This window comes from Actinosynnema mirum DSM 43827, assembly GCF_000023245.1.
GTDB classification, from domain to species: domain Bacteria; phylum Actinomycetota; class Actinomycetes; order Mycobacteriales; family Pseudonocardiaceae; genus Actinosynnema; species Actinosynnema mirum.
Genome location: NC_013093.1, coordinates 891,286 through 915,119, shown reverse-complemented (window position 1 = coordinate 915,119; position 23,834 = coordinate 891,286). Strand labels below are relative to the sequence as shown.

General features: G+C 72.8%; 22 protein-coding genes. 7 read left to right on the top strand and 15 right to left on the bottom strand.

From position 1 onward, the window contains the following. Window positions 1–4: 4 nt before the first annotated feature. From AMIR_RS04175 to AMIR_RS04160, 4 genes are all read right to left on the bottom strand, one after another. Window positions 5–802, bottom strand: a complete 798-nt coding sequence (locus AMIR_RS04175) for a TIGR02569 family protein (RefSeq protein WP_118945366.1) — start codon at window positions 800–802, stop codon at window positions 5–7. A gap of 604 nt (window positions 803–1,406) precedes the next feature. Further along, window positions 1,407–2,579, bottom strand: coding sequence for an adenylyltransferase/sulfurtransferase MoeZ (moeZ, locus tag AMIR_RS04170; protein WP_012783456.1), 1,173 nt, complete (start codon window positions 2,577–2,579; stop codon window positions 1,407–1,409). Window positions 2,580–2,697: 118 nt separating this feature from the next. Then, window positions 2,698–3,732 carry a DUF3152 domain-containing protein gene (locus AMIR_RS04165; RefSeq protein ID WP_012783455.1) on the bottom strand — a complete coding sequence of 345 codons (1,035 nt, stop codon included), beginning with the start codon at window positions 3,730–3,732 and terminating at the stop codon, window positions 2,698–2,700. A gap of 70 nt (window positions 3,733–3,802) precedes the next feature. Further along, window positions 3,803–4,780 carry an alpha/beta fold hydrolase gene (locus tag AMIR_RS04160; protein ID WP_041836571.1) on the bottom strand — a complete coding sequence of 326 codons (978 nt, stop codon included), beginning with the start codon at window positions 4,778–4,780 and terminating at the stop codon, window positions 3,803–3,805. Between the two features lie 168 nt (window positions 4,781–4,948). On the opposite strand from AMIR_RS04160, the gene AMIR_RS04155 reads away from it, so the two are divergent. After that, the gene (locus tag AMIR_RS04155) at window positions 4,949–5,593 is read left to right on the top strand and encodes a TetR/AcrR family transcriptional regulator (RefSeq protein WP_012783453.1); all 645 of its coding nucleotides are present in this window, start codon (window positions 4,949–4,951) and stop codon (window positions 5,591–5,593) included. Window positions 5,594–5,634: 41 nt separating this feature from the next. Here the strand turns inward: AMIR_RS04155 and AMIR_RS04150 are convergent, their stop codons facing one another. Further along, the gene (locus AMIR_RS04150; protein WP_012783452.1) at window positions 5,635–6,534 is read right to left on the bottom strand and encodes an AurF N-oxygenase family protein; all 900 of its coding nucleotides are present in this window, start codon (window positions 6,532–6,534) and stop codon (window positions 5,635–5,637) included. A gap of 61 nt (window positions 6,535–6,595) precedes the next feature. Between AMIR_RS04150 and AMIR_RS04145 the strand changes: the two genes are divergently transcribed. Together AMIR_RS04145 and AMIR_RS41470 are read left to right on the top strand one after the other, a co-directional pair. Then, window positions 6,596–7,423, top strand: coding sequence for a TetR/AcrR family transcriptional regulator (locus AMIR_RS04145; RefSeq protein ID WP_012783451.1), 828 nt, complete (start codon window positions 6,596–6,598; stop codon window positions 7,421–7,423). Further along, a complete protein-coding gene (locus AMIR_RS41470) occupies window positions 7,420–7,812 on the top strand; it encodes a DUF4873 domain-containing protein (protein ID WP_012783450.1) in 393 nt (130 codons plus the stop codon). Before AMIR_RS04145 ends, AMIR_RS41470 begins: the two co-directional genes overlap by 4 nt. Before the next feature lie 171 nt (window positions 7,813–7,983). Here the strand turns inward: AMIR_RS41470 and AMIR_RS04135 are convergent, their stop codons facing one another. After that, window positions 7,984–8,211 carry a DUF3107 domain-containing protein gene (locus AMIR_RS04135; RefSeq protein ID WP_012783449.1) on the bottom strand — a complete coding sequence of 76 codons (228 nt, stop codon included), beginning with the start codon at window positions 8,209–8,211 and terminating at the stop codon, window positions 7,984–7,986. A gap of 42 nt (window positions 8,212–8,253) precedes the next feature. Next, entirely contained in the window at window positions 8,254–8,931 is a 678-nt protein-coding gene (locus AMIR_RS04130; protein ID WP_012783448.1) for a ferritin-like fold-containing protein, read from the bottom strand. 327 nt (window positions 8,932–9,258) lie between these two features. Here AMIR_RS04130 and AMIR_RS04125 point away from each other — a divergent pair, with 327 nt between their 5' ends. Genes AMIR_RS04125 through AMIR_RS04115 form a run of 3 tightly spaced genes read left to right on the top strand, consistent with a single transcriptional unit; the run spans window position 9,259 to window position 13,508 of the window. After that, complete coding sequence (locus AMIR_RS04125; RefSeq protein ID WP_012783447.1) at window positions 9,259–11,088, top strand: DEAD/DEAH box helicase; 1,830 nt, start codon at window positions 9,259–9,261, stop codon at window positions 11,086–11,088. A 40-nt stretch (window positions 11,089–11,128) separates the two neighbouring features. Next, window positions 11,129–12,607, top strand: coding sequence for an Rv3212 family protein (locus tag AMIR_RS04120; RefSeq protein WP_012783446.1), 1,479 nt, complete (start codon window positions 11,129–11,131; stop codon window positions 12,605–12,607). Window positions 12,608–12,632: 25 nt separating this feature from the next. Then, window positions 12,633–13,508, top strand: a complete 876-nt coding sequence (locus AMIR_RS04115) for an alpha/beta fold hydrolase (RefSeq protein ID WP_041836570.1) — start codon at window positions 12,633–12,635, stop codon at window positions 13,506–13,508. A gap of 834 nt (window positions 13,509–14,342) precedes the next feature. Here AMIR_RS04115 and AMIR_RS04110 read toward each other — a convergent pair. The 5 genes from AMIR_RS04110 to AMIR_RS04095 all read right to left on the bottom strand — a co-directional run bounded on the left by AMIR_RS04110 (window position 14,343) and on the right by AMIR_RS04095 (window position 19,139). Next, window positions 14,343–15,182 (bottom strand): RecB family exonuclease, encoded by an 840-nt coding sequence (locus AMIR_RS04110; RefSeq protein WP_012783444.1) that lies wholly within the window; start codon window positions 15,180–15,182, stop codon window positions 14,343–14,345. Window positions 15,183–15,586: 404 nt separating this feature from the next. Then, window positions 15,587–16,444 carry a PHP domain-containing protein gene (locus AMIR_RS04105; RefSeq protein WP_012783443.1) on the bottom strand — a complete coding sequence of 286 codons (858 nt, stop codon included), beginning with the start codon at window positions 16,442–16,444 and terminating at the stop codon, window positions 15,587–15,589. Window positions 16,445–16,461: 17 nt separating this feature from the next. Next, window positions 16,462–17,022, bottom strand: a complete 561-nt coding sequence (locus tag AMIR_RS04100) for a PH domain-containing protein (protein WP_012783442.1) — start codon at window positions 17,020–17,022, stop codon at window positions 16,462–16,464. Between the two features lie 49 nt (window positions 17,023–17,071). After that, on the bottom strand, window positions 17,072–17,230 hold the full coding sequence (locus tag AMIR_RS39975) for a hypothetical protein (protein ID WP_012783441.1): 159 nt from the start codon (window positions 17,228–17,230) through the stop codon (window positions 17,072–17,074). Window positions 17,231–18,071: 841 nt separating this feature from the next. Beyond that, window positions 18,072–19,139, bottom strand: a complete 1,068-nt coding sequence (locus AMIR_RS04095; protein ID WP_012783440.1) for a DUF2332 domain-containing protein — start codon at window positions 19,137–19,139, stop codon at window positions 18,072–18,074. 532 nt (window positions 19,140–19,671) lie between these two features. On the opposite strand from AMIR_RS04095, the gene corA reads away from it, so the two are divergent. Continuing rightward, on the top strand, window positions 19,672–20,775 hold the full coding sequence (gene corA, locus AMIR_RS04090; RefSeq protein ID WP_012783439.1) for a magnesium/cobalt transporter CorA: 1,104 nt from the start codon (window positions 19,672–19,674) through the stop codon (window positions 20,773–20,775). A 213-nt stretch (window positions 20,776–20,988) separates the two neighbouring features. On the opposite strand, the gene AMIR_RS04085 is transcribed toward corA, so the two are convergent. From AMIR_RS04085 to AMIR_RS04075, 3 genes are all read right to left on the bottom strand, one after another. Further along, the gene (locus AMIR_RS04085) at window positions 20,989–22,077 is read right to left on the bottom strand and encodes a DUF2332 domain-containing protein (protein WP_012783437.1); all 1,089 of its coding nucleotides are present in this window, start codon (window positions 22,075–22,077) and stop codon (window positions 20,989–20,991) included. Between the two features lie 101 nt (window positions 22,078–22,178). Then, window positions 22,179–22,784 carry a PadR family transcriptional regulator gene (locus tag AMIR_RS04080; RefSeq protein ID WP_012783436.1) on the bottom strand — a complete coding sequence of 202 codons (606 nt, stop codon included), beginning with the start codon at window positions 22,782–22,784 and terminating at the stop codon, window positions 22,179–22,181. 57 nt (window positions 22,785–22,841) lie between these two features. Then, window positions 22,842–23,807, bottom strand: coding sequence for a hypothetical protein (locus AMIR_RS04075; RefSeq protein WP_012783435.1), 966 nt, complete (start codon window positions 23,805–23,807; stop codon window positions 22,842–22,844). Between the last annotated feature and the right edge of the window lie 27 nt (window positions 23,808–23,834).

Sequence of the window (23,834 nt, the reverse complement as noted above, 5' to 3'; positions counted from 1 at the left end):
CGGCTCAGAGCAGCTCGACCACGGTGCCCGCCGCCCGCTCCAGCCCGACCAGCGAACGGGCGCTGGACTGGGGGTGCAGGGCGTGCACTGCCAGGCGGAACAGGAGCGCGCGCAGCAGGACCTGCGGCCACTCCTCCAGGTGCGACCAGCGCTGGACGAGGCCCCGGTCGGCGCCGCCCCAGGAGAGCGCGTCCACGACCACGACGGCCGCGCCGTAGGGGGCGGGTCGCCAGTAGGCGGCGAAGTCGATGATGGCGGGCGGGGCGTCGCCCGCGAACAGCACGTTCCCGAACAGGTCACCGTGCACGACCTGCGGCTTCGCCGTGATCGGCTTGCGGTAGGAGGTCATCAGCTCGAACAGCCGACCACCCAGCTCGGGGCGCAGCGCGGTGCGCTCGTCGTCCCACGCGCACCGGTCCGCGACGGCGAACAGGTCGGTCCTGGCGTCGAGGAAGCGGGGCTTGGTCATGCCCGCCGTGGCTTCGTGGAGCCGCACGGCCACCTCGACCACGTCGTCGTGCCGGGGCTCGGCGCGGCCGGACAGGTACTTGGTCGCGGCCCAGCCGCCGACGACGTAGCGACCGTCGGTGGACCGCAGCGGTCTGGCCACCCGCAGGCCCTCGACGTCGAGCGCGTCCAGCGTCTTGGCGACCCAGGTGGCCTCGGCTGGCTTGCCCGCGGGCCGGATGGCCGCCTCGCCGCACCGCCACGCGGGGCCGCCGTCGATCAACTCCGGTTCGACGTCCCGCGCGCCGAACGCGGCGCGCACGTGCGACGGGGGAGGCTCCGGGGTCGGCGTCACGGGACCGCACGCTACCTGCAACAGCGCTCCGTGTGGTGGACCCGGGCCAGGCTCGTGTTGGTGTGGCACATCTCGTCACAAGCCGCACCAGTGCGGTTCCAGCCGGTCAAACTGCCTACGCACGGCGACGATCGCCGCGCGCAGGGGTGAACACCCGCCCCGAGCGGTCGAACGCGGGAGGTGCCGGGCAACCCGCACGGGGGCGGTCTGCGCAGGTGGGCGGCGGTCCGGCGGGGCGCATACCACCCGCGGCGCGGCGGCACCAGGGCTGTGGCCGAAGCGGTGCGGGGCTCGCGGCCGAACCCCTGACTTGCACCGCCAGGTGTTGACAGTTAACAGTTGGCAGTCGCACCCGAGCCGCAGGGTCCCAGGCGCCGCACCCGTGCACCGCACCGCCCCCGGACACGAACCGGCCGCCCCGGCACGACCCCGCGTCCCGGACGCGAACCGCCCCTGGACACGACCCTGCCCCGGACACGACCCCGCCCCGGACCTGGTCCAGGTCCGGGGCGGGAGGTCGACGTCACCGGTCACGGCCCTCGGCGGGCCGTCACCGCGTGATCGGCGGGCTCAGCACGTCGGCGGGCTCAGCACATCGGCGGGCTCAGTACGTCGGCAGGCTCTGGTCGATCTGCCGCGCCCAGGCCAGCACGCCGCCGCCGACGTGCACGGCGTCCGCGAAACCGGCCCGGTGCAGCGCCGCCAGCGCCTCCGCCGAGCGCGCGCCCGACTTGCAGTGCAGCACGATCGGCTTGTCCTGCGGCAGCTCGGCCAGCGCCTCGCCGGACAGGATGCGGTCCTTGGGGATCAGCACCGAGCCGGGGATGCGGACGATCTCGTACTCGTGCGGCTCGCGCACGTCGACCAGCACGAAGTCGTCGCCCGCGTCCTGCTTCTGCTTGAGCTCCAGCGGCGTGATGGTGCGCCCCGCCGCGGCCTGCTGCGCCTCGTCGGAGACGACCCCGCAGAACGCCTCGTAGTCGATCAGCTCGGTGATCTTCGGGCTCTCCGGGTCCTTGCGGATGCGGATCGTCCGGTACGACATCTCCAGCGCGTCGTACACCATCAGCCTGCCCAACAGCGGGTCGCCGATGCCGGTCAGCAGCTTGATCGCCTCGGTCACCATGATCGAGCCGATGGACGCGCACAGCACGCCCAGCACCCCGCCCTCGGCGCACGACGGCACCATGCCGGGCGGCGGCGGCTCGGGGTAGAGGTCGCGGTAGTTCAGGCCCTGGCCGTTCGGGGCGTCCTCCCAGAAGACGCTCACCTGGCCCTCGAACCGGAAGATCGAGCCCCACACGTACGGCTTGCCCAGCAGCACGGCGGCGTCGTTGACCAGGTACCTGGTGGCGAAGTTGTCCGTGCCGTCCAGGATCAGGTCGTAGTCCCGGAAGATCTCCAGCGCGTTCTCCGAGGTGAGCTGCGCCTGGTGCAGCACGACCTTGACGAACGGGTTGATCTCCGCGACGGACTCGCGCGCGGACTCGGCCTTGGGCTTGCCGATGTCGGACTGGCCGTGGATGACCTGGCGCTGGAGGTTCGACTCGTCCACGACGTCGAAGTCCACGACGCCGAGCGTGCCGACCCCGGCCGCGGCCAGGTACAGCAGCGCGGGGCTGCCGAGACCGCCCGCGCCGACCACGAGGACCTTCGCGTTCTTCAGCCGCTTCTGACCGTCGACGCCCACGTCGGGGATGATCAGGTGGCGGCTGTACCGCGCCACTTCTTCCTTGGTCAGCTCCGCTGCGGGCTCCACGAGCGGCGGAAGCGCCATGCTGCTCCTCCTCGACGAACACGTCCTGGCACCACTGGACAACACCAGACTCCCCCACCGTCTTCCCGCGTGGAAAACCGTCCCACCAGGTGGGCGGGGAAGGCGGGCGGCGGGCCGCTCACTGCGGCGCGACCGGGAACGCGTTCGGCGTGCAGGTCTTGCCGTCGGCGGGCACGGCGCCCCGGTTGCTGGCGTCCACCTCGTTCAGCTTGGCCACGTAGTCGTTGGCCACCCCGAACGTCTGCTGCATCATCACCGGCGCGGGCCGACCGTCGTCCTTGCACGCCTCGTGCCCCTTGCCGAGCGCGTGCCCGACCTCGTGGTTGATGGCGTACTGCCGGTAGTTGGCGATGTCGTTGCTGAACGCCTTCGCCCCGCGCACCCACCGGGAGACGTTGATGACGACCTTCTCCCGGTCCGGGTTGTAGCAGGAGGACTCGTACTGGATCTGGTTGCCGCACAGCCCGTGCGTGGTCTGCACGCTGGTCAGGCTGATCCGGAAGTCCTCGGAGCCGTCGTCGACCCGCTGCATGGACACGTTGCCCGTGCCCACCCAGCTGCGCTGGTCGGCGAGGTAGGCGTCGACGGTCCTGGCGAACGTGGTGACGTCGCCGCCGTGGTCGATCGGGTTGATCCCGACCTCGATCTCGATCGCGTACTTGCGCAGCGGCCCGTCGCCCGCCTTCTCCGTGCGCCCCTGGACGACCTCCCAGGTGCCCGCGCCCTGCTCCGTGTAGGAGGGGCCTTCGGGCAGCACCGCGGTCGGGATGTCGACCAGCGCGGTGTTGGCGGGCGGCGTCTCGTCGACCTTCGGGTGGTCCTCGGCCTGCTCGGAGCGGTCCTGGCCGAGCCCGCCGCCCTGCTGGGCGACGCCGCCGCCCTGGTCGTCCTGCGCGGCCGTGTCGAGCACGACCAGCGCGGTGAGCACGACCAGGACCGGCACGGCGTAGATCCGCCAGCCGTAGTTGCCGATGAGGTTCTTGATGCTCCGCTTGCGCTTGCGCGGCTTCGCGCCGTCCGGTTCCCACGCCGCCGCGAGCGGCTCGCCCGCCGTGCGGCGCGCGCCCCTGCGGTAGCGGTCCTCGGTGAGCGACGACCGGGCGGGATCTGGGGAGGGAGCCGGTCCGCGCCGTTCACCTGACGTCCGGTTCACGGGGCACAGGGTGCCACAAGCGGGCGCTCGCGGTTGATCCCACCACGACCGGGGAGGGCGGGTCCGGCGCTCACCAGCGGTCCCCCGCCTCCCACATCCCGGCGACCGCGCGCGCGACCAGCACGGGGCGCTCCATCTGCGCCACGTGCCCGGTGCGCGGCAGCACGAGCATCCGCCCGCGCGGCAGCGCCCTGGTCAGCCTGGGGGCCTTGCGCACGCTCACCAGCCGGTCGTCTGCGCCCCACACGACCAGGGTCGGCGCGGTGACCTCGGGCGGCAGCAGCCACAGCGAGCTGGGCCCGCGCAGCAGCCACGAGCGCACCAGCTCGGTGGTGCTGCGCCCGAGCGCGGCGGACGCCCACGCCTGGGTGGCCCGCTCGGCGACCTCGCGACCGCTCTCGGCGATCCGGTTGTCCGGCACGACCGACGGGTCGCTGAAGCACAGCCGCACCGTCTGCCGCGCCCGCTCCTCGTGGCTGACCTGCGCCAACCGCTTGCGCGCGGTGCGCCCGACGAGCGGCAGGTAGGCCAGCGCGATGAGCGGGTCGGCCATCCGGCTGGTGGACAGGCGCAGGTCGGGCATGGCGGGCGAGACGAGCACCAGCGACTTCACCAGTTCGGGGCGGGTGGCGGCGATCACGAGCGAGATCGTGCCGCCCATGGAGTTGCCGAACAGGTGAACGGGCCTGCCGAGGGACTCCAGGTAGCGGGTGACCGCCCGCGCGTGCGCCGCGATGCTGTAGGGGTACCCGTCGACCGGCTCGGAGCGCCCGAAGCCGGGCAGGTCGACCGAGCGGCCGTCGACGTGGCCCGCGAGCTGCCCGGACAGGTCGGTCCAGTTGGTCGAGGACCCGCCGAGGCCGTGCACGTAGACGGCGGTGTCGGCGCCGTCGGGACCGGGGGTGGTCCGGACGTGCAGCCGGTGCCCGTCGACCTGGACCTGCTCGCCCGGCCACGGCGGGATGGCGGTGTCGAGCGGCGGGAGCGCCGTGGTGGACAGGGGGACGCGGGTGAGGGCGGTGCGGGTCGCCTCCTGCGGCTGGGTCACCCCTCCAGGATGCCTGCGCCGGGGAAGCGTGAAACGGGCCGTGCGGGGGAAGCTCACGGGCGAGGCTCCTACCAGCGAGTAAGGTTGACGGGTGGCCGAACGGTTCCAGCCCGCTCGCGGGCACGACGAGGATCGGCGCATGGCTCGGTGCGCCAGGAGGACACGCTGATGACGGAGACGGCCCAGACGGTCGGGCAGAACGGTGGCTCCGCCGGGCGCGGCGTGCGCTTGCCGCGGACCGCGCGACGCGCCCAGTTGCTGGCCGCGGCGCAGGACGTGTTCGTGTCGAACGGCTACCACGCGGCGGCGATGGACGAGATCGCCGAGCGCGCCGGGGTGAGCAAGCCGGTCCTGTACCAGCACTTCCCCGGCAAGCTGGAGCTGTACATGGCGCTGCTGGAGTCGCACGTCGACGGGCTCGTCGCGCGGGTGCGCGGCGCGATCGGGTCGACCACGGACAACAAGCAGCGGGTGCGGGCGGCGGTGGCCGCGTTCTACGACTTCGTGGACGACCAGGGCCAGGCGTTCCGGATGGTGTTCGAGTCGGACCTGCGCGGCGAGCCCGCGGTGGCGTCGGCGGTGGAGCGGGCGACGGCGGACAGCGTGGACGCGATCACCGAGACGATCACCTCGGACGCGGGTCTCGACGAGCACCGGGCGCGCCTGCTGGCCACCGGCCTGGTCGGGCTGAGCCAGGTCACGGCCCGCTCGTGGCTGGCCGGTGACCGGGCGATCCCCAAGGAGGACGCGGTGACGCTGATCTCCAACCTGGCGTGGAAGGGCATCGGCGGCGGGTTCCCCCTGCAGCACTGACGTGGTGGTGCGGGAGCCTGGGGAAAGGGCTCCCACACCGCTCACCCGAGCAAGAACGAGCGCCGCCACGCGTACCCGCCCGGAGCCCCGACGAGCCCGACCTCGTCCAGGAACGCCACCACCCGCTCCCCCGCCCACCGGATCGTCTCGCGCCACTGCGGGTTGCCCGCCGCCGCGCGCGTGGCCTCGACCGGGTCCAGCCCGACCGCCCGGTACGCCTCGGGGTGGATCAGCGAGCGGGTGATGTGCATGGCCACCACCGCCAGCAGCCACCGCTGGTAGGGCAGCTCGGCCCGGCTCAGCCCGCGCACCCCGCGCACCACCTCCTCGCGGGCGAAGCGCACGTGGCGGGCCTCCTCCAGCACGTGGATGCGGCTGACCATGCGCACCAGCGGCTGCACGCCCTCGTCGGCGGTCATCTCCCGCTGCAACCGGTCCAGGACCTCCTCGGCGACCAGGATCGCCGCGTAGACGGCGGGCCCGTAGCCGAGCACCGGCAGCAGCCTGCCCAGCCGGTGCACCCGCCTGCCCGGCCCGTACGCGGGGCAGCCGATCCGCTCGACCATGCGCGCGAACATCGTGGAGTGCCTGGTCTCGTCGCCGATCTCGGTGAGGGCGTACTGGACGTGCCTGCTGGTCGGGTCGCCGGAGTAGACGTCCTTGAGCAGCAGTTGCATCAGCAGCACCTCGAACCACAGGCCGACGCTGGCGACGCTGGCGACCTCGTGCCGCCCCAGCTCGACGCGCTGCTCGCGGCTGAGCCCGGCCCACAGCTCGGTGCCGTAGAGCGAGGTCCGGTGCTCGGGCAGGTAGAGCAGGCCGTCGGCCAGCGGAGCGGACCAGTCGATGTCCACCTCGGGGTCGTAGGACCTGGCCGCCGAGGAGTTGAGCAGGCGTTCCGCGGTCTTCTCCCGGTCGGTGGCCTTGAGCTGCCTCGCCACTGCGCCCTCCCCAAAATATGTGTTACCTGAAGTAACGGTTACCTCTGGTAGCGTGCGCCGCATGGTGCGGACTGTCAAGGGCGGGACGGACGCGCGGCGGGAGCGCTGGAAGGGCCACCGCGAGGCGCGCAGGGCCGAGTTCGTCGAGGCCACGATCCGGGCGGTGGCCAGGCACGGGGCCGACGTGGGCATGGACGAGATCGCGGGCGAGGCCGGGGTGAGCAAGCCCGTCCTGTACCGGCACTTCGCCGACAAGGCCGACCTGTACCTGGCCGTGGGCAGGCGGGCGACCGAGCTGCTGATGGACCGCCTCGGGCCCGCGATCGAGGGCGACGGGTCGCTGCGGGCCCGGATCACCCGGATCGTCGACGCGTACCTGTCGGTGATCGAGGAGCACCCGCACCTGTACCGGTTCGTGGTGCGCGCGGCGTTCGCCGAGCGACCGGTCGAGCAGGACGTGGTCGGCGAGGACAAGGCGATGATCGCCACCGCGCTGACCAGGCTGTTCGGCGACTTCCTCCGGGCGAACGGGATGGACTCGGGCGGCGCGGAGCCGTGGGCGCACGCGCTGGTCGGCATGGTGCAGAACGCCGGCGACTGGTGGCTGGACCGCCAGTCGATGTCGCGGGCCAGCCTGGGCGACTACCTGAGCACGATCATCTGGCACGCCCTCGACGGGCTGCTGCGGTCGGCCGGGGTCGTGCTGGACCCGGACGAGCCGATCGAGGCTCGGGTGACCGGGGCTAGTGGGGCGAGTGGGGCGAGCGGGACGAGTGCGGTGACCGGGGCTAGTGGGGCGAGTGCGGTGACCGGGGCGAGCGGGGCAGCAGGGCAGGCGCAGGCCGGTCCGGGGCAGGCGGGACTGCGGCTGGTCGGTGAGCAGCCGTGACGGGCGCGGGCGCGGGGCCTGAGGGCTTAGCAGGCGCAGGCGGTGCGGGGCAGCCCGATGAGCAGCCCGAGGACCAGACCGAGAAGCAGACCGAGAAGCAGACCGAGGACCACGAGGGCTACTCCGGCCCGGCGGTGCTGGTGCTCGGCGGGCACGAGGTCCGGGTCGAGGTGGACCTGCGCGGGTTCTTCCAGCCGATCGACGGCCGGTACCACTGGTACGGCCGGATCGCGGCGGACCCGCGGGTGACCGGCCTGGTGGAGGCGGGCGCCCGCACCGCCGACCTGCGCACCCCGGCGGGTTCGGCGACCGGTTCGCTCGGCGACCCCGACCCGTGGGGCCGCTACCGCGTCGCGGGCACCGGCGCGCCCCCGTTCACCGCGGCTTGAGCGCTCGACCCGCAGGATTCCCGAACCGCCGACACCCGAGCGCCGAACTCCCCCACCCCGGTCCGGAGCCCTCGCCCTCACCCGGACGCGCCGAGGGGGTGGCACCGGTCCGGTGCCACCCCCTCGGGTGAAGCTCGTGCGGCTCAGCCGGTCGTGGACCGGCGGCCTGGCTCAGCTCGCCGCGAAGCCGACCTTCCGGCCGTCCGCCGGGCCGATCTCCACGTACGCGACGCGCGTGGCGGGCACGACGAACCGGGTGCCCTTCTGGTCGACCAGCGTCAGCAGACCACTGCCCGCCTTCAGCGCGTCGCCGACCTGGGACTCCACCTCTTCGGGGGTGAGTGCGCTCGACACCACGAGTTCCCTGGGGCTGTCCACGACGCCGACCCTGACCTCCACGCTGACCTCCGTGCGCGAGTTGTTGGCTAACCGTTCGCAACCCTAGCCGAGTCCGAGCGCCGCCATGCGCTTCGTGTGGCTGTGCTGGAGCCTGCGGAACAGGGCCGCGATGCCCGCGAGGTCACCCGATCCGCGCACGATCAGCTCGGCGAGCCCGTCCCGCTCGGCCACCACGTACTGGGCCTGCGTCAACGCCTCGCCGAGGAGCCTGCGCCCCCACAGCGTGAGCCGGTCGCGCAGCGCCGGGTCGCTCTCGCAGGCCGCCCGGACTTCGCGCTCGGCGAACGCCGAGTGGCCCGTGTCGGCCAGCACGGCGAGCACCAGCGGCTTCGCCGAGTCGTCCAGCCACTCGGCGACCTCGCGGTAGAAGTCGGCCGCCAGCCCGTCGCCGACGTAGACCTTGACCAGCGACTCCAGCCAGGTCCGGGGCGCGGTGGACGCGTGGAACCCGTCGAAGCCCTTCACGAACGGGGCCATTGCCTCCTCGACCGAGTGATTCCGCTCGGCGAGGTACCGCTCCAGGAGCGCGAAGTGCCCCATCTCGGCCGCCGCCATCTGGGCCAGAGCGGCGCGGCCGGTCAGCGTCGGCGCGGCCTTCGCGTCCTCGGCGAGCCGCTCGAACGCCGACAGCTCCCCGTACGCCAGCGCGCCGAGCAGGTCGACGACCCCCTCCGCGAACTGGTCAGACCCGACCGCCCCAGCTGCCACAGCGTCGCTCATGCGAGCGAGCCTAGTCGGCCCGATGAGGCGCGACGCACGCGCGGACCGCTCGGCTTTCCAGCACGAACGGACTGGTCACCGGGTACAGTTTCCCCTTGACGCCCGGCGCACGACGCCGCCGCGCCCCGAGACGGGGGTCCCGAAGCGGGGTTCCCGAGCGGGGTCCCCCGGACTCCGGGGCGTGGTGCGCTGCAGACGGGTGGATCACGGCGGCACCGTGCCGCCTGGTGAGGGTGCGCGCACAAACCTCGCAGGCCCTCCCGCGCCACGCCCGGTCCCCGAGCGGACCGCTGAGCGGCAGGCGCGGTCGAGCGGCCCGTACAGGCCGTGCGCGCTGGTACGAGAGAGGCGATCATCCTGACCGCGACGAACGAGGACACGCACGTGGACCCGGTTGAGCTGGAGCACAGCGAGGCGGGCCTGCCCGAGACCGACGACTCCCGCCCGCTGGAGGCCAACGCGCCGGTGCAGCCGGAGGCGCCGACGTTCACCGAGCTGGGCGTGCGCGAGGAGATAGTCCGCGCGCTGGGCGAGGCGGGCATCGAGCGCGCCTTCGCCATCCAGGAGCTGACGCTGCCGCTGGCGCTGGCGGGCGAGGACGTGATCGGCCAGGCCCGCACCGGCACCGGCAAGACGCTGGGCTTCGGCATCCCGCTGCTCCAGCGGGTGATCACGCCCGGCGACGGGACCCCGCAGGCCCTGGTGGTCGTGCCCACCCGCGAGCTGTGCCTCCAGGTGACGCACGACCTGACCGACGCGTCCAAGCACATGGACGTCCGGGTGCTGGCGATCTACGGCGGCAGGCCGTACGAGCCGCAGATCGCCGCGCTGCGCAAGGGCGTGGACGTGGTGGTCGGCACGCCCGGCCGCCTGCTGGACCTGGCCGAGCAGCGCCACCTGGTGCTGGGCAAGGTCCGCAGCCTGGTGCTGGACGAGGCCGACGAGATGCTCGACCTGGGCTTCCTGCCCGACATCGAGCGGGTGCTGCGGATGGTTCCCGACGAGCGGCAGACCATGCTGTTCTCGGCGACCATGCCGGGGCCGATCATCACGCTGGCCAGGACGTTCCTGAACCAGCCGACGCACGTGCGCGCCGAGGAGAACGACGCGGGCGCGGTGCACGAGCGCACCGAGCAGTTCATCTACCGGGCGCACGCGCTGGACAAGGTGGAGCTGCTGGCCCGCGTGCTCCAGGCGCGCGACCGCGGCCTGTCGATGATCTTCACGCGGACCAAGCGGACCGCGCAGAAGGTCGCCGACGACATGGCCGAGCGCGGGTTCGCGGTGGCCGCCGTGCACGGCGACCTGGGCCAGGGCGCGCGCGAGCAGGCGCTGCGGGCGTTCCGCTCCGGCAAGATCGACGTGCTGGTCGCGACGGACGTGGCCGCGCGCGGCATCGACGTCGAGGGCGTCACGCACGTGGTCAACTACCAGTGCCCCGAGGACGAGAAGACCTACGTGCACCGCATCGGCCGCACCGGCCGCGCGGGCCGCACGGGCGTCGCGGTGACCCTGGTGGACTGGGACGAGATCCCGCGCTGGCAGATGATCAGCGACGCCCTGAACCTGGGCAAGCGCGACCCGGTGGAGACCTACTCGACCTCGGACCACCTGTTCGCCGAGCTGGGCATCCCGGCCGGGTCGACCGGCAGGCTGCCGCTGGGGCTGCGCACCCGCGCGGGCCTGGACGCGGAGCCCGAGGAGAACCTGAAGGGCGACAAGAAGCCCGCGAAGAGCCGTCGCCGCACCGGTCGCACCGGGCGCGCCGGTTCGGGCGAGGGCGAGGCCGCGTCGAGCGCCCCGCAGCAGGGCGGGCAGGCCGGGCAGGCGGGCGAGTCGGGCGAGGAGAAGTCGACCAGGCCGAGGCGCAGGCGCCGCAGCCGGGGCGGCGTGTCCTCGGGCGAGGCGGCCGGTGACGGGGCGGGCGGCGAGTCCGTGTCGGCGTCGGCATCGGCGTCGGCGTCCGCGTCGACGTCCGCGGCGACGTCCGCGGCGGCGTCCGCGCAGGTCGGCGGCGGTGAGTCCGGGTCGGGGACCGGTCAGGCGCAGGAGCCGAAGGCTGAGGCGTCCGGTGACGCCAAGCCGCGCAGGCGCAGGCGTCGCCGTCCTTCCGGGGAGGCCGGTGCTACCACCGAGACGGCTCCCTCGGCAGACTGAGGCACGACAGCGATCAAGCCGAGCACTCGGGAGCCGGGCAGTGGTCCAGCCGGAACAGGCGGAGTCGGACGGGCGCGTCGTGCCGGGGGCGCCGGAGGAGGACGTGCTCCGGGCGCCGGGCGGGGTGGAGCGCCCCGGTTCCGGGGAACAGCCCGGTCTCGGGGAACAGCCCGGTTCCGGGGAGCGGTCCGGTCTCGGGGAGCGGTCCGGTTTCGGGGAGCGACCCGGTTTCGGGGAGGGCGCTGATCTCGGGGAGGGCGCTGGCCCTGCGGGAGGCGTCGGCCCCGACGGGCCGGTGCCGCCGCCGTCCGCCCGGCCCTGGCGCACCCGCCGCGACTACGCGGCGGTGGCGCTGGTCGTGGTCGGGGCGCTGCTCGGCGGGCTGCTGGTGTGGTTGACCAGCGACGTGCGCGCGACGACGTCGCAGACCGGGCCGAGCGAGCTGCCCGCGCTGCCGGAGGCGACGGCGCTGCCGCCGTCGCTGTCCGAGGTGTGGCGGGCGGCCAGCCCGGCCACGCCGGGGCCGGTGGTGGCGAACGGGGTCGTGGTGACCGGCGAGGGCGGCGAGGTCGTCGGCCGGGACCCGCTGACCGGGGACGTGCGGTGGCGGTACGGCAGGGACCTGCCGCTGTGCACGGTGGGCACGGCGTGGAACCGGCCGTTCGCCGTGCACACGAAGGGGACGAACTGCTCGGAGGTCACGTCGCTGGACGCGGCCTCCGGCGCGCGCGGGCCGCAGCGGGACGGTGACGCCGAGCTGGGGACCAGGTTGTTGAACGAGGGTTCGCACGTGGTGGTCACCGGGGAGCGGTACTTCGAGGTGTACCGGCGGGACGACCTGGTGCGGTCGATGGAGTACGGGCAGCTCAGGGCGATCGTGAACCCGAACAAGCAGCCCCGGACCAACTGCACGTACGGGTCGTTCGCGGTGACGGGCGGCAAGGTCGCGGTGCTGGAGCGCTGCCCGGACCTGGAGTCGGGTGACCGGGTGACGGTGCTCAAGCCGAACCCGGAGAAGTCGGACGAGCCCGGCGTGATCACGACGGTGAGCGTGGGGGCCACCGGGGCTCGGGTGATCGCGGTGACGGCGAACCGGGTTGCGGTGGCGGCGGCGGGGAAGCTGGTGCTGTTCGACGCGCAGACCGGTGGGTTGATCTCGGAGATCCCCGTCGAGGTGAGCGAGGCCGAGCTGGCCGGAGACCCGCCAGGGCGGGTGGCCGCGACCTACCACAGCACGGCGAACGTCTACTGGTACACGGGATCGCGGACGATCGCGCTGTCGTTGGACGACTTGACGCCGCGGTGGACCAGGGAGGGGACGGTGGGGGCCGGGACCTCGTTGGCCGGGAAGGCGTTGCTCCCGGTGGCGGAGGGGTTGGTCGTGCTGGACCAGGTGACCGGTGAGGAGATCGGGAGCATCCCGGTCAACCGGGGTGGGTACGGCGGTGACGTGGTGATGGCGACCAACGGGCCCGTGGTGCTGGAGCAGCGCGGGGGAGAGCTGGTCGCGCTGCGGTAGGGCTGTCTTAGGGCAGACTTTAGGCGTGGAGAAAGCGCAGCTCACCCCGCATCGGGCACTTCGCGTGGACCTGCCGTCGCGGCACGGGCACCTGGCTGCGCTGAGGGCGCCCGCGGTGGGGGTTGACCTGGGGGTCACGGCGTTGCTGCTGCCGGGGTTCACGGGCAGCAAGGAGGACTTCGCGCCGTTGGTGGACCCGATCGCGGACGCCGGGTTCGAGGTGGTGGCGGTGGACCTGCCTGGGCAGTACGAGTCACCGGGGTCCGAGGTGGAGCGGGAGCACCGGCCGCAGGCGTTGGGCGCGGTGGTCGCGGAGCTGGTGGGGAAGCTCGTCGCCGAGGGGCGGCGGGTGCTGCTGCTGGGGCACTCGTTCGGCGGGCTGGTGGCTCGGGGGGCCGTGCTCGCGGGGGCACCGGTGAGCGGGGTGACGTTGTTGTCGTCCGGGCCCTCGGAGTTGCCGCAGGGGGCACGGCGGACGGCGTTGGACGCTGGTGAGCGGATCGTGCGCGAGCGAGGGCTCGAAGCGGCTTACGCGGTGGTCGAGGCGCGGAGGTTGGCGGATCCGCTGCGCGGGGGTGCGACGGCGGCGCTGGTGGAGTTCTGGCGGACGCGGTTCCTGCGGTCCGGGACGGCCGCGATGCTCGGGATGGGCGAGGGGTTGCGGGTCGAACCGGATCTGGTGGCGAAGTTGGCCAGGGTGATGCGGGTGGGCGGGGTGCCTGGGTTGGTGGTGTGCGGGGCGTTGGATGACGCCTGGTCGCCTACGGCGCAGCGGGATATGGCTGAGCGGTTGGATGCGGATTTTGCGGTGTTGGGCGGGGTTGGGCATTCGCCCAACACTGAGGCTCCGGAGGAGTTGTTGGGGACGTTGTTGCCCACCTGGCGGTCTTGGTTGGGGTAGGGGGTTGGGGGTTGGGGTAGGGGGTTGGGGTTGGGGGTTGAAAGTCAAAAGCTGAAGGGCACGCCTCGCCGGCGGGGCAGACCTCCAAAAAAGAGGGGGACGGGCTCTGTCGGCCGGTGACCGTTGGGGCGGTGGTCCCGTTTACCACTGCGGTGGTCCGGGTCCCTCTTCTCCGTTTGGCCTCCTTTCAGGCAAGCACGCTCGTCAAGACGCCGTATGACTCGGGCGGTCTGCCGTGGCAGTGCGGCGGCATCTTGACAAGCGTGCTCGGGCTTCGCCAGGCCAAACGGAGAAGAGGGACGCGGGAATGGGGGCTGCGTGGGCTCGCTGCGCTCGCCCCGCAGCCCGCGAAGCGGTCAGCCCGCGAAGCGGTCAGCGTGCGAGGCGGTCAGCGTGCCCGGCGTGGTCGTTTCTGTTGTCTCTGTTGTTAGGCCCACCAGAGGAACCAAAGAGCCAGGGCGGTTACCAGTACTACGGTTGTTGCCAGGGCGGCTGAGGTCCAGCCCTTTGTGCGGTCTGCTGCCAGTTGGGCGGTTATTGCCAGGGCGGCTGCGATTGCGTGGCCGGTTACCACTCCGGTTCCAGGGCCTGGCACTGAGCGGTCTGAGGCCCAGATTTGCACGAATAGCTCTACCGCCAGCAGCAGGACCAGGCCTGCCGCCAGGGAGCCGCTGAGGCCACGCCACAGTCGCAGCGGCGCCGGGTCTGGGCGCTGCGGGGTGTGGGGGCGTGTGGATTGCGCGGGGAACTCGACCGTCGCCGCGTCACTCATCGCCATGGTTTCCCCATCGTCGGTTGCACCCTCGTCGTTCCACCAGCGGGGCGGTGGGGTGGTCAGGGGGCGAGTAGCGCCCAGGGTTCCAGTGTCGGCGCGGCCTCTTGGCCCTCTGGGCAGTGGCGTCTGAAGTCGCACCACGAGCACTGCCTGCCCACCCTCGGCGGGTAGACCTCGTCGCGGTCCGCGCCTGCGGCCAGGGTGCTCTCGGCCAGCACGATGTCGTCCGCGGCCTCCTCGGCGCGCGCCACGTGCCTGCCGATGCTCTCCTCGGTGTGCTCCCACACCGCGACCGAGCCGGTCGGCAGGTGGTGCAGTTCCACCCTGGCGCACGGCTTGCGCAGGGTGCGGCGGGCGGCCACGGCGTAGAGGGCCAGGGCTTGGGAGCCTCGGGCGTCGTCGGTGGAGAGGGCGTGCTTGCCGGTCTTGTAGTCGACGATCACCAGTTCGTCGCCGCGCAGGTCGATCCGGTCGACCCGGCCCTCGGCGACGATCGTGCCGGTGGGGGCGGACACCCAGCGCTCGACGCCGATCGGGTCGATCGTGGTGTCGAGGGTCTCGACGTAGTCGCGCACCCAGCCCGCGGCGCGGTCCCGGTAGCGCCAGGACTGCTCGGCGTCCTGGAAGCCGTCGGACTTCCAGGCTCGGTTGAGCAGCGCGACGGAGCGGTCGGGTGAGCGCTGGGCTGGTGGTAGGTCGAACAGGGCTTTGAGCGCGTTGTGCACGGCCGCGCCCATGGCGCTGTGCGCCCACGGGCCGCCGCGACCTGGGCTCGGGCGGTCCACGTAGGCCATGCGGAACCTGCGTGGGCAGTCTGCCCACGTGGCCAGCTTGGCGGGGGTGACCCGGACGAGCTTGCGCGGAGGCGCGCCGAAGTCCAGACCTAGCTGCTCCTGCACGGGGACAACGCTACCGAGGACCACCGACAGCGCGCATCGACACCACCCCTAGACGACCGTGGAGCCCTGGATGGGTGGGGAGCCCTGGACGGGTGGGGAGCCCTGGACGACCGTGGAGCCCTGGACGGGTGGGGGCGAGGGCGGGGGCGAGGGTGGGGCGGGAGTGGAGGCGGGGCGAGGGTGGAGGGCGGGGCGAGGGTGGAGGCGGGGCGAGGGCGGGGGCGGGGCGGGAGTGGGGGGCGGGGCGGGAGTGGAGGGCGGGGCAAGGGTGGAGGCGGGGCGAGGGCGGGGGCGGGGCGGGAGTGGGGGGCGGGGCGAGGGTGGAGGCGGGGCGGGAGTGGGGGGCGGGGCGGGAGTGGAGGCGGGGCGGGCGCGTGTTCTGCGCGCACCGGCCGCCTGCCCTCCTAGCCCGTGAGGACCTTGCAGCCGGTCGCGCGGTCGGCCAGCTCGTCGAGGACCTCCGGGGACGTCGTCTCCGCGCCGATCCGGGTGGTCTTGTTCGTGCCGTGGTAGTCGCTGGAACCGGTGGTGAGCAGGCCCAGTTCGCGGGCCAGGCCGCGCACGCGGGTGCGGGTCGCGGGGTCGTGGTCGGGGTGGTCGACCTCTACGCCCGCCAGGCCACGGGCTGCCAGCGAGGCCAGGACCTCCTCGTTGATGACCGGGCCGCGTGAGACCGCGAAGGGGTGGGCCAGGACGGTCACGCCGCCGGCGTCCTCGATCATCTGGATCGCGCGGGCGACGGGGGTGTCGGTTCTGGGGACGTAGTAGCGGCCCGAGGTGAGGTAGCGGGCGAAGGCCTCGTCCACGCTGGTGACCACGCCGCCCCTGATCAGGGCCATGGCGAGGTGGGGGCGGCCTGCGGGGGCGTCGGCGGGCATGGACGCCATCATCTCGTCGGGGTCCACGGGGAAGCCGTCCTCGCGCATACGCTCGGCCATCAGCCGCAGGCGCTGCCTGCGTTCGAGGCGCAGCCGCTGCTGCTCCTCGACCAGGGCCTGCGAGGTGGGGTCGTAGAGGTAGGCGAGCAGGTGGACGGTGATCACCCTGCCCCGGCCGTCGTCGGAGGCGCAGGAGAGCTCGGCGCCGCGCACCAGGCGCATCCCGGCGGGCAGCGCCGCCGCGGCCTCCGCCCAGCCTGCCGCGGTGTCGTGATCGGTGATCGCGATCGCGTGCAGGCCTGCGTCAGCCGCGGCGGCCACCAGTCCAGCGGGTGTGTCGGTGCCGTCCGACTCGGTCGAGTGGGTGTGCAGGTCGATGCGCACCCGCCCAGTCTGAACTACTAGGGGACCATCTTCTTACCTCGGGCCGCCCGCTGAGCCTTGATCATGGAGAAGCGCTCGGCCTGCGCCTTCTTGTCGCCGAAGGTCAACTCGGAGATGGCGTCGTACACCTCTTCCGGGTTGGGCAGGAACTCCAGGCGGTTGAGCGCCTGGATCTGACCCGCCGACTCCACCACGAGCGTGCCGAAGCCGAACATGCGTCCGACGAAGGTGCGCTCGTAGGTGAGGTCGGTGACCTTGGAGATCGGCATCATGGCGACCTTGGTGTCGAACACGCCCGAGGTCAGCATGAACCGCTTGTCCGTGACGACGATGCGCTCCACCCACCACTCGATCACGAGGTAGGCCAGCCTGAGCACCACGATGAGCGACGCGTACCAGAGGATGTTCTGGACGAAGCCGAGGCTCTGGGGCAGCAGTGAAGAAATGATCATGCAGCCCGCGAGCAGGGCGAAGGCCTCCAGGAGGTCTCCCAGGAGCACTGACCAGTGCCTGCGGACCCTGATGACCCTTCGCTCCGTCGACAGCAGGTACTCGTCGGGGTCTCGTGGTGCGAACATGCTGTGACCCTCCGCGCCGGTGGGGGTGGAGCCGGTGAGCCGGGTTGGATCAGAAGAGCTGCTTCACGAAGGTGATGAGCGCCTCAGCTGCTTCCCGGAGCGTGTTCAGGATGTTCGTCACCGTCTGGGCCGCCTGGGTCGGCTCCGCGATGAGGAAGAACAAGAGCAAGCCGACTCCGGCGAAGGTGAGGATCTTCTTCAGGTTCACGATGATCAACCCCGTTCGCTACCGCACCCGTTTGGCGCCAGTGAGACCCGTTGTACCGCACCAGGCAGCACGTTGGGAGCTTTGTACCGCACATGGGTCAGCGCGGTGCACCGCCGAACCGGTGCCACGACGGAGAGTAGCCGTAACGCTGGGCGCACGCGACGCGATGCGCCGCTCCAGAGCAGCCGGGACGGCGGCCGAGCGCAGGCTGCCACCTGCTGCGCAGTGCTGATCCCCCAGGTGAGGGACGGGTTGCGACGGCGCGTCATCCGTTCGGACCCGCCGGGGGCGATCATTTGTGCTTGATCGTCCGAATGTCCGCAAAACAAATACGCAGAGTGACGATCTTGGGGCAGCGCGGGGTGGCGGCGCCTCGCAGGCGCGAAGGCGCGCGAGGGCCGAGGACAAGCCCCCTGCCTGCGCCTATCCGGAGATCGAATGCCCTGGCGACGCTTCGGGCACACCTGTTCACCGGTAGTTGCGATCTTCGCCACACCGGTGATCCACGTCAGGTGCACGGGACGCGGGGGAGGCCGGGCCGAAGCCCTGGGACGATCTTTCTACCACCCGGACGCGTGAGGTTCCCGTGAGGCGCGAACCGGTCAGGTGGAGTGGGTGGCTGAGGGGTTGACCTGCGGGTGACGTTGTGGATGCGGTGGGTGACCGGGGCTTCACCTGCGCGGTCTCAGTGAGCGCTGAACAGGGCGAGCGCACCGAGATGGGTGGGCGGAGGGCGCTGTGTGATCTTGATCATCCACCGGGCGGGTGGAGGGAGCGGCCCGCTCCGGGGGCCGTTCAGGGGGCTCGCTCTTGGGGTGAGCCGCTCCCCCGCGCCCGCCCGTCACGCCAGCCAGGTCAGCCGCTGCCCCCTCGGGGCGGTGAGCGCCAGGGCCTCGGCCGAGCGCACCTCGCCGTCCTCCACCCGCACCAGCCCGACCACGTGCCCGTCCTCCAGCTCCGCGCGTCCCGGCAGCAGGTGCGCCAGCCCCGTCCCGTACGCCTCCAGGCTCACCCACGTCAGCGGGCGCCCCAGGGTGCGCAGGGCCTCCACGAAGTCGGCCACGGGCACGTACGGCAGCACCATGCTCGTCAGCACCACCAGCTGCTGGTCGTCCGGCACGAGGGCCACGGCCTTGGCGAGGTCCGCCACCGCGTCGCCGGTCACGAACTCCGGCTTCGCCTTGCGCTGGGCCGCCGCCGCGACGCCCAGCAGGCGCAGGCGCTCCGGCTGGTCCGCCCACACGCAGGCCTCCAGCCAGGCGTAGGTCTCCTCGTCCTCCAGGTCCGCGGGCGCGCGGTCCAGGCCGACCCTGGCCCCGACCTTCACCGACTTCGGCAGCTTGGGCATCGTCGCGCCGGGGGCCTGCTCCAGCACGCAGTGCACGCCCACCGTCGCCTTGGCAGGCCCTACGGCGACCTGCCCGGCCTGCTCGGTCTGGTAGCGGTACGAGTAGCGGTCGATTCCCAGCAGCAGCCCGGCGGAGCAGCCGACCTCCACGAGCCCCACCAGGCCCTTGACGCGGGCGAGCGCCGGGTAGAGCAGCGCGGCCCTGCCGACCTCGTTTCCCTGGGTGCTCCGGGTCGAGATCAGCTCGCGCATCCGGTCCGCCCGCTCCAGCACGAAGTCCCGGAACAGCGGCCAGGTGCCCTCGTCGGGGCCGTGGGTGCCGCCGAGCGTCGGGTAGTAGCGGGACAGCGGGTGCACGGGCTCGGCCTGCGCGAGCCGGTGCGCGGCGGCCAGCAGCAGGGTGGGGCGCGCGAAGCGCTCCGGCGCGGCGGTCAGCAGACCGGCCACCGCGTCGTCGGTCGCGGCGCGCGCGGCCAGGTGCGCGTACAGCGGGGAGACGTCGGCCGCCCCGCGCTCCGCGAACGACGCCAGCCGTTCCCGCACCAGTTCCAGTGAGGTCACTTCGCTCCTTCGCTCGGGCCTGCCGCCTCGGCGCGAACGGCCCTCGGCCCCCCGGACGGGGAGCGCTGGGGCGTCGTCGCCTCCGGGGTGGGGGCGCGGCCCCCGCCCCTGTTGTACCCCGCCGGGCTCGGGGCCAGACCCGGTGGTCCCGCACCGCGCGGAGCGGCTCACCCGCTGGTCACGACGCCGCGCACCCCGCCGTGGGAGCCGCGCGGCCCCGGAGTCACGCCCGGTGTGACAGACGTCCCGAACGGTGTGACGGGCCTCCCGACCGGGCTGCACGACAGCGTGAATCGAACGGGAGTAGGATCTGGAGCGGTTCGTGCGGCTCTCCATGCGTGGGATGAGCCCGGACCGCTACCTGAGGAGGTGAGGAGTCGCGATGAGCAACGATCCCCATCCTGCGAGTACCTCGCGCGTCCTCATCGGAGGGTCTGCTTCCCGCAGCTAGGCCCTTGCTCCCGGTCGGGGACGTGCCGTCGTCGTTCCACAGCTCCACCTTCGACGCGCCCGCACCCTCCGGAGGTACACCGTGCCCAGCCTGCCCTCTTTCGGCGGTTTGAGCGGTTTCAGAGGCCGTTCCGCCGTTCGCGCCCGCCGCACCGAGTCGGCCCGCGCCCCGCTGCCCGTGCCGCTGTCGGCGTACGTCGTGGACTGCGGCGTGTACGTCGACGGCAGTCGGCTGCCCGGACGCTGGACGCACACCGACGCGGTGGACGAGGTGCGCAAGCGCCGCGAGGGGTTCGTCTGGATCGGCCTGCACGAGCCGGACGAGGAGCAGATCCAGGGCGTGGCCGAGACGTTCGGGCTGCACGAGCTGGCCGTCGAGGACGCGGTGCACGCGCACCAGCGGCCGAAGCTGGACCGGTACGACGACATGCTGTTCATGGTGTTCAAGACCGTCCGGTACGTGCAGAACGAGTCGCCGAGCACCGCGAACGAGATCGTCGAGAGCGGCGAGATCATGGTGTTCCTGGGCCGCGACTTCGTGATCACCGTGCGGCACGGCAACCACTCCGGGCTGGCCGTGGTGCGCAAGCAGCTGGAGAACGACCCGGACAAGCTGCGCATCGGCCCGGCCGCCGTGCTGCACTCGATCGCCGACCACGTGGTGGACAACTACCTGGACGTGACGTCGAAGATCGAGAGCGATATCGACCAGATGGAAGCGCTGGTGTTCGCGCCGCGCGGCGGGGTCAGCTCCGACCAGATCTACCTGATGAAGCGCGAGGTGCTGGAGCTGCGGCGCGCGGTGATGCCGCTGGCGGTGCCGCTGCGCAGGCTGGCCGAGGGCTACACGCCGCTGATCCCCGAGCAGGTGCGGTCCTACTTCCGCGACGTGGACGACCACCTCACCGAGGTGTCCGAGCGGGTCATGAACTTCGACGAACTGCTCACCACGCTCGTCAACGCCGTGCTGGCGACCATCACGCTCCAGCAGAACGGCGACATGCGCAAGATCACCTCGTGGGCGGCGATCATCTCCGTCCCGACGATGGTGGTCGGCGTGTACGGCATGAACTTCGACTACATGCCCGAGCTGCACTGGCGGTTCGGCTACCCGCTGGTGATCGCGGTGATCCTGCTGGGATGCCTGGCGCTCTACCGGATATTCCGCCGGAACCGCTGGCTGTAGTCGCCTCCCCCGCACGCCCCGACCGACGGGAACCCCACCATGACCAGGCTCCTGACCAACCCGCTGTTCTGGGTCCTCACCCTCCTGCTGTGCTGGCTGGCCACCGTGACGGTGATCATCGCCGGCCAGCCCTGACCGGCGCGGTCCCGACCGGCGCGGTTCCGACCAGCGCGGTTCCGACCAGCGCGGTCCCGACATCAGCAGCACCAGCGGTCACAACCAGGGCGCGCTCTTCCAGGTGAAGGGCGTCCCGTGGGGCCCGCCCGCCCCGAGCCGCAGGGAACGGCCCGCGGGCCAGAGCTTGAGCAGCAGCTGGAACTCGTAGGGCAGGGCGGGGTCGTGGCCGCGCCGCGACTCGAACACCAGCAGCGCCAGGGGAGCCGCCGCGGTGGCCCGCTCGGCGGCGGACGCGAGCACCGCGCGTCCGGCGGCGCGCTCGGCCGCGGACGCGTACTGCCACACGATCGAGTGCCACACAACCGTCAGCACGTCCCGCTCGGGCCGCGCGAGCTGCTCGCCGAGCCACTCGGACGCCGGGGCCCGCCGGACCGGGACCGGGTCGACGGCGGCGAGGTCCAGAGCGGCCCCGAGCCGGGCCCAGCGCTCGCGCTGATCGGGCCACACGAACGAGAGCAGGTGCCGGCGTCCGTCCACAGTGGACACGTCGACCGGGTTGGGGTCGCAGCCTCCGCGACCCACGAGGCGGAGCGGGCGGTCGAGGTCGCCCTCGGGCTCGCCGCTCCAGCCGGTGTCGAGCCGGAGCGGGCTGCTCGGGTCGCCGAGCACCCGGTCGCCGTGCAGGTAGGCGATCCGGTGCGGGCGCAGGTTGAGGCCGCCGCTGGCCCCGACCTCCAGCAGCCGCACCGGGAACGGCGTGCGCCGACCGGCGGCTGCGGCGGCCAGGGCGGTGGCGGTGTGCAGCCCGCCGAACAGCGGCCCGCTGCGGCCGGGTTCGTTGGTCTGCACCGTCGTGGTGTCGACGAGGGCCCGCAGCTCGTCCGCGTGCTCCTCGACGACCCCGCGCGCGTCCGCCCAGAGCGCCCCGAGCTCCGGGGAGCCCCCGACGGTCGGGTAGTGCGCGGCGAGCGCGGGCGCGCGGCCCTCCAGCACGACGCGGTGCACGGCGGCGGCGAAGCGCAGCGCGGGCACGTCCCCGGCGCGCGCCCACTCGGCGTTGGCCATGACCCGCTTGGTGGGGCCACCGGAGTCGAGGTCGGCGGAGGCGGCGGCGAGGAGGGTGGAGGTGAGCGGACTGGCTCCCGCGCAGTCCCTGGCCGACTGGCGGAAGAGTTCGGCGAGCACGGGCAGACGCTAACCCGGAACCGCGGTGCGGGGCACCGGAACACGCGGGATTTTCACCCCAGGAGAGGCCGAGGCGCGCGTGCCTTTCCGCGTGCGGGCCGTCAGCCCTCGGCGTCCGCCGTCCAGGTCACCCGTCCCGCGCGGATGTCCTCCACCAGCTCGCGGGTGAGCTCCAGGTCCGCCCGCACGTGCGCCCGGACGTGGCGGACCTCCACCACCCCCACGCCCGCGACCCCCTGCTCCACGAGCGCCGCGTACCCGGCCTCCACGCCGGCCAGCTCGGACTCCAGGAGCACCACCCGCCGCTCCAACCGCCCCACGACCTCCTCGGGCGGCAGCAGGCTCAGGAACGCCAGGGCGGCGCAGTAGACCGAGTGCTCGGGGACCGGCTCCCCCAGCAGCTCCCTCAGCCGCTCCCGCGCGACCCGCCGCCCGTCCTCGGTGATCGCGTAGACCGTCCGCTCGGGCCGCCCGCTGTCGCGCACCGTCTCGACCGGCCGGATCAGCCCGCTCTTCGCCAGCCCCTCGAACGCGTGGTAGAGCGCCCCGTGGGTGACCTTGACGATGCGGTCGAGCCCCTCGCCCTTCATCCGCTGCCGCACCTCGTACGGGTGCTGGTCCCGCTCGTCGAGCGACCGCAGCACGGCCAGGGCCAGGATGGTGAGCGCGCGCACCGGCCGCCCCTCCTCATCGGTCGGGAAGTCCATCGGTCGGGAAGTCCATCGGTCGGGAAGTCCATCGGACCGCCGACGGCGATTGTCCCCTCAGCCCTCGCCGCCGTGCCCCGGCAGCGGTCGGGCCTGCTCCAGGACCCGGTCCGCGTAGCTGTCCAGCAGCCGCGTCGCGACCTGCTGCGAGTAGCCGAGGATCACCGCCCACAGCAGCAGCGCCGACTGCGAGGCCACCCCGATGAGCCCGGTGGTCACCCCGGCCCCGAGCGCCAGCACCCCCACCACCGCGAGCGACGCCCCGAGCAGCACCTTGATCGTCGCCTGGTACCCGACGGTCACGTAGGGCGTCAGGCTCGGCCTGCGCCGCAGCAGCAGCACCACGGCCGCCAGCACCGCCCCGAAGCCCCCGAGCGCCTGCACGAGCCACACGTCGGCCCCGCTGGCCGCCCCGCCCGTGGGGCACACGGCGGCCAGCCGCTCGGGCCGCACGCACAGCGGCAGGTAGCCCGGACCGAGCAGCCCGACGACGCCCAGCGCGGTGTTCACCAGGAACAGCACCGCCGAGGCCGCGATCAGCTTGTTCCGCAGCGCCCTCGACCCGGTGTGCGCGAAGTCCGACCGGTCGAACGCGGCCCGGAGCGCGTCCACCACGACCGCCCGCTCGACCCCGACCGGGAACTCCCCCGGCCGCAGCTCCTCCAGGGCCCGGCGCCGGGGATCGGTCTCGTCCAGCTGCTCGGCGACCCGCGCCACCAGCCCCGGCAACCGCCCGAGGAACCCCGGCGACGCCGCCGCCACGGCGATCTCCGCCTCGTGCAGCGCCCGCCAGCCGCGCTCGATGTGCCACCCGGACCACCACACCACGACGGTCCGCCAGCGGCCGAGGTCGTCTTCCAGCACCTCGTCCACGACCGCGGCCTCCCGCTCCGCGACCTCGCGCCACCGGGCGCTCTCCTGGTCCAGCGGGTCGACCGGTCCGAGCGCGGCGAGGTCGGCGCGCACGCGCTCGACCCGCGTCCGCACCACCAGCCGCCAGTCCGTGGCTCTGGGTTTGCCCATGCCCCGATCGTGGCAGGAACGCCCGAC

What these genes read in the sequence shown, in the direction of transcription:
- moeZ (WP_012783456.1), bottom strand. Translation starts at nt 2,579, where the DNA reads ATGGCGCTTCCGCCGCTCGTGGAGCCCGCAGCGGAGCTGACCAAGGAA.
- AMIR_RS04155 (WP_012783453.1), top strand. Translation starts at nt 4,949, where the DNA reads ATGACGGAGACGGCCCAGACGGTCGGGCAGAACGGTGGCTCCGCCGGG.
- AMIR_RS04145 (WP_012783451.1), top strand. Translation starts at nt 6,596, where the DNA reads ATGGTGCGGACTGTCAAGGGCGGGACGGACGCGCGGCGGGAGCGCTGG.
- AMIR_RS04130 (WP_012783448.1), bottom strand. Translation starts at nt 8,931, where the DNA reads ATGAGCGACGCTGTGGCAGCTGGGGCGGTCGGGTCTGACCAGTTCGCG.
- AMIR_RS04100 (WP_012783442.1), bottom strand. Translation starts at nt 17,022, where the DNA reads ATGTTCGCACCACGAGACCCCGACGAGTACCTGCTGTCGACGGAGCGA.
- AMIR_RS04080 (WP_012783436.1), bottom strand. Translation starts at nt 22,784, where the DNA reads ATGGACTTCCCGACCGATGAGGAGGGGCGGCCGGTGCGCGCGCTCACC.
- AMIR_RS04075 (WP_012783435.1), bottom strand. Translation starts at nt 23,807, where the DNA reads ATGGGCAAACCCAGAGCCACGGACTGGCGGCTGGTGGTGCGGACGCGG.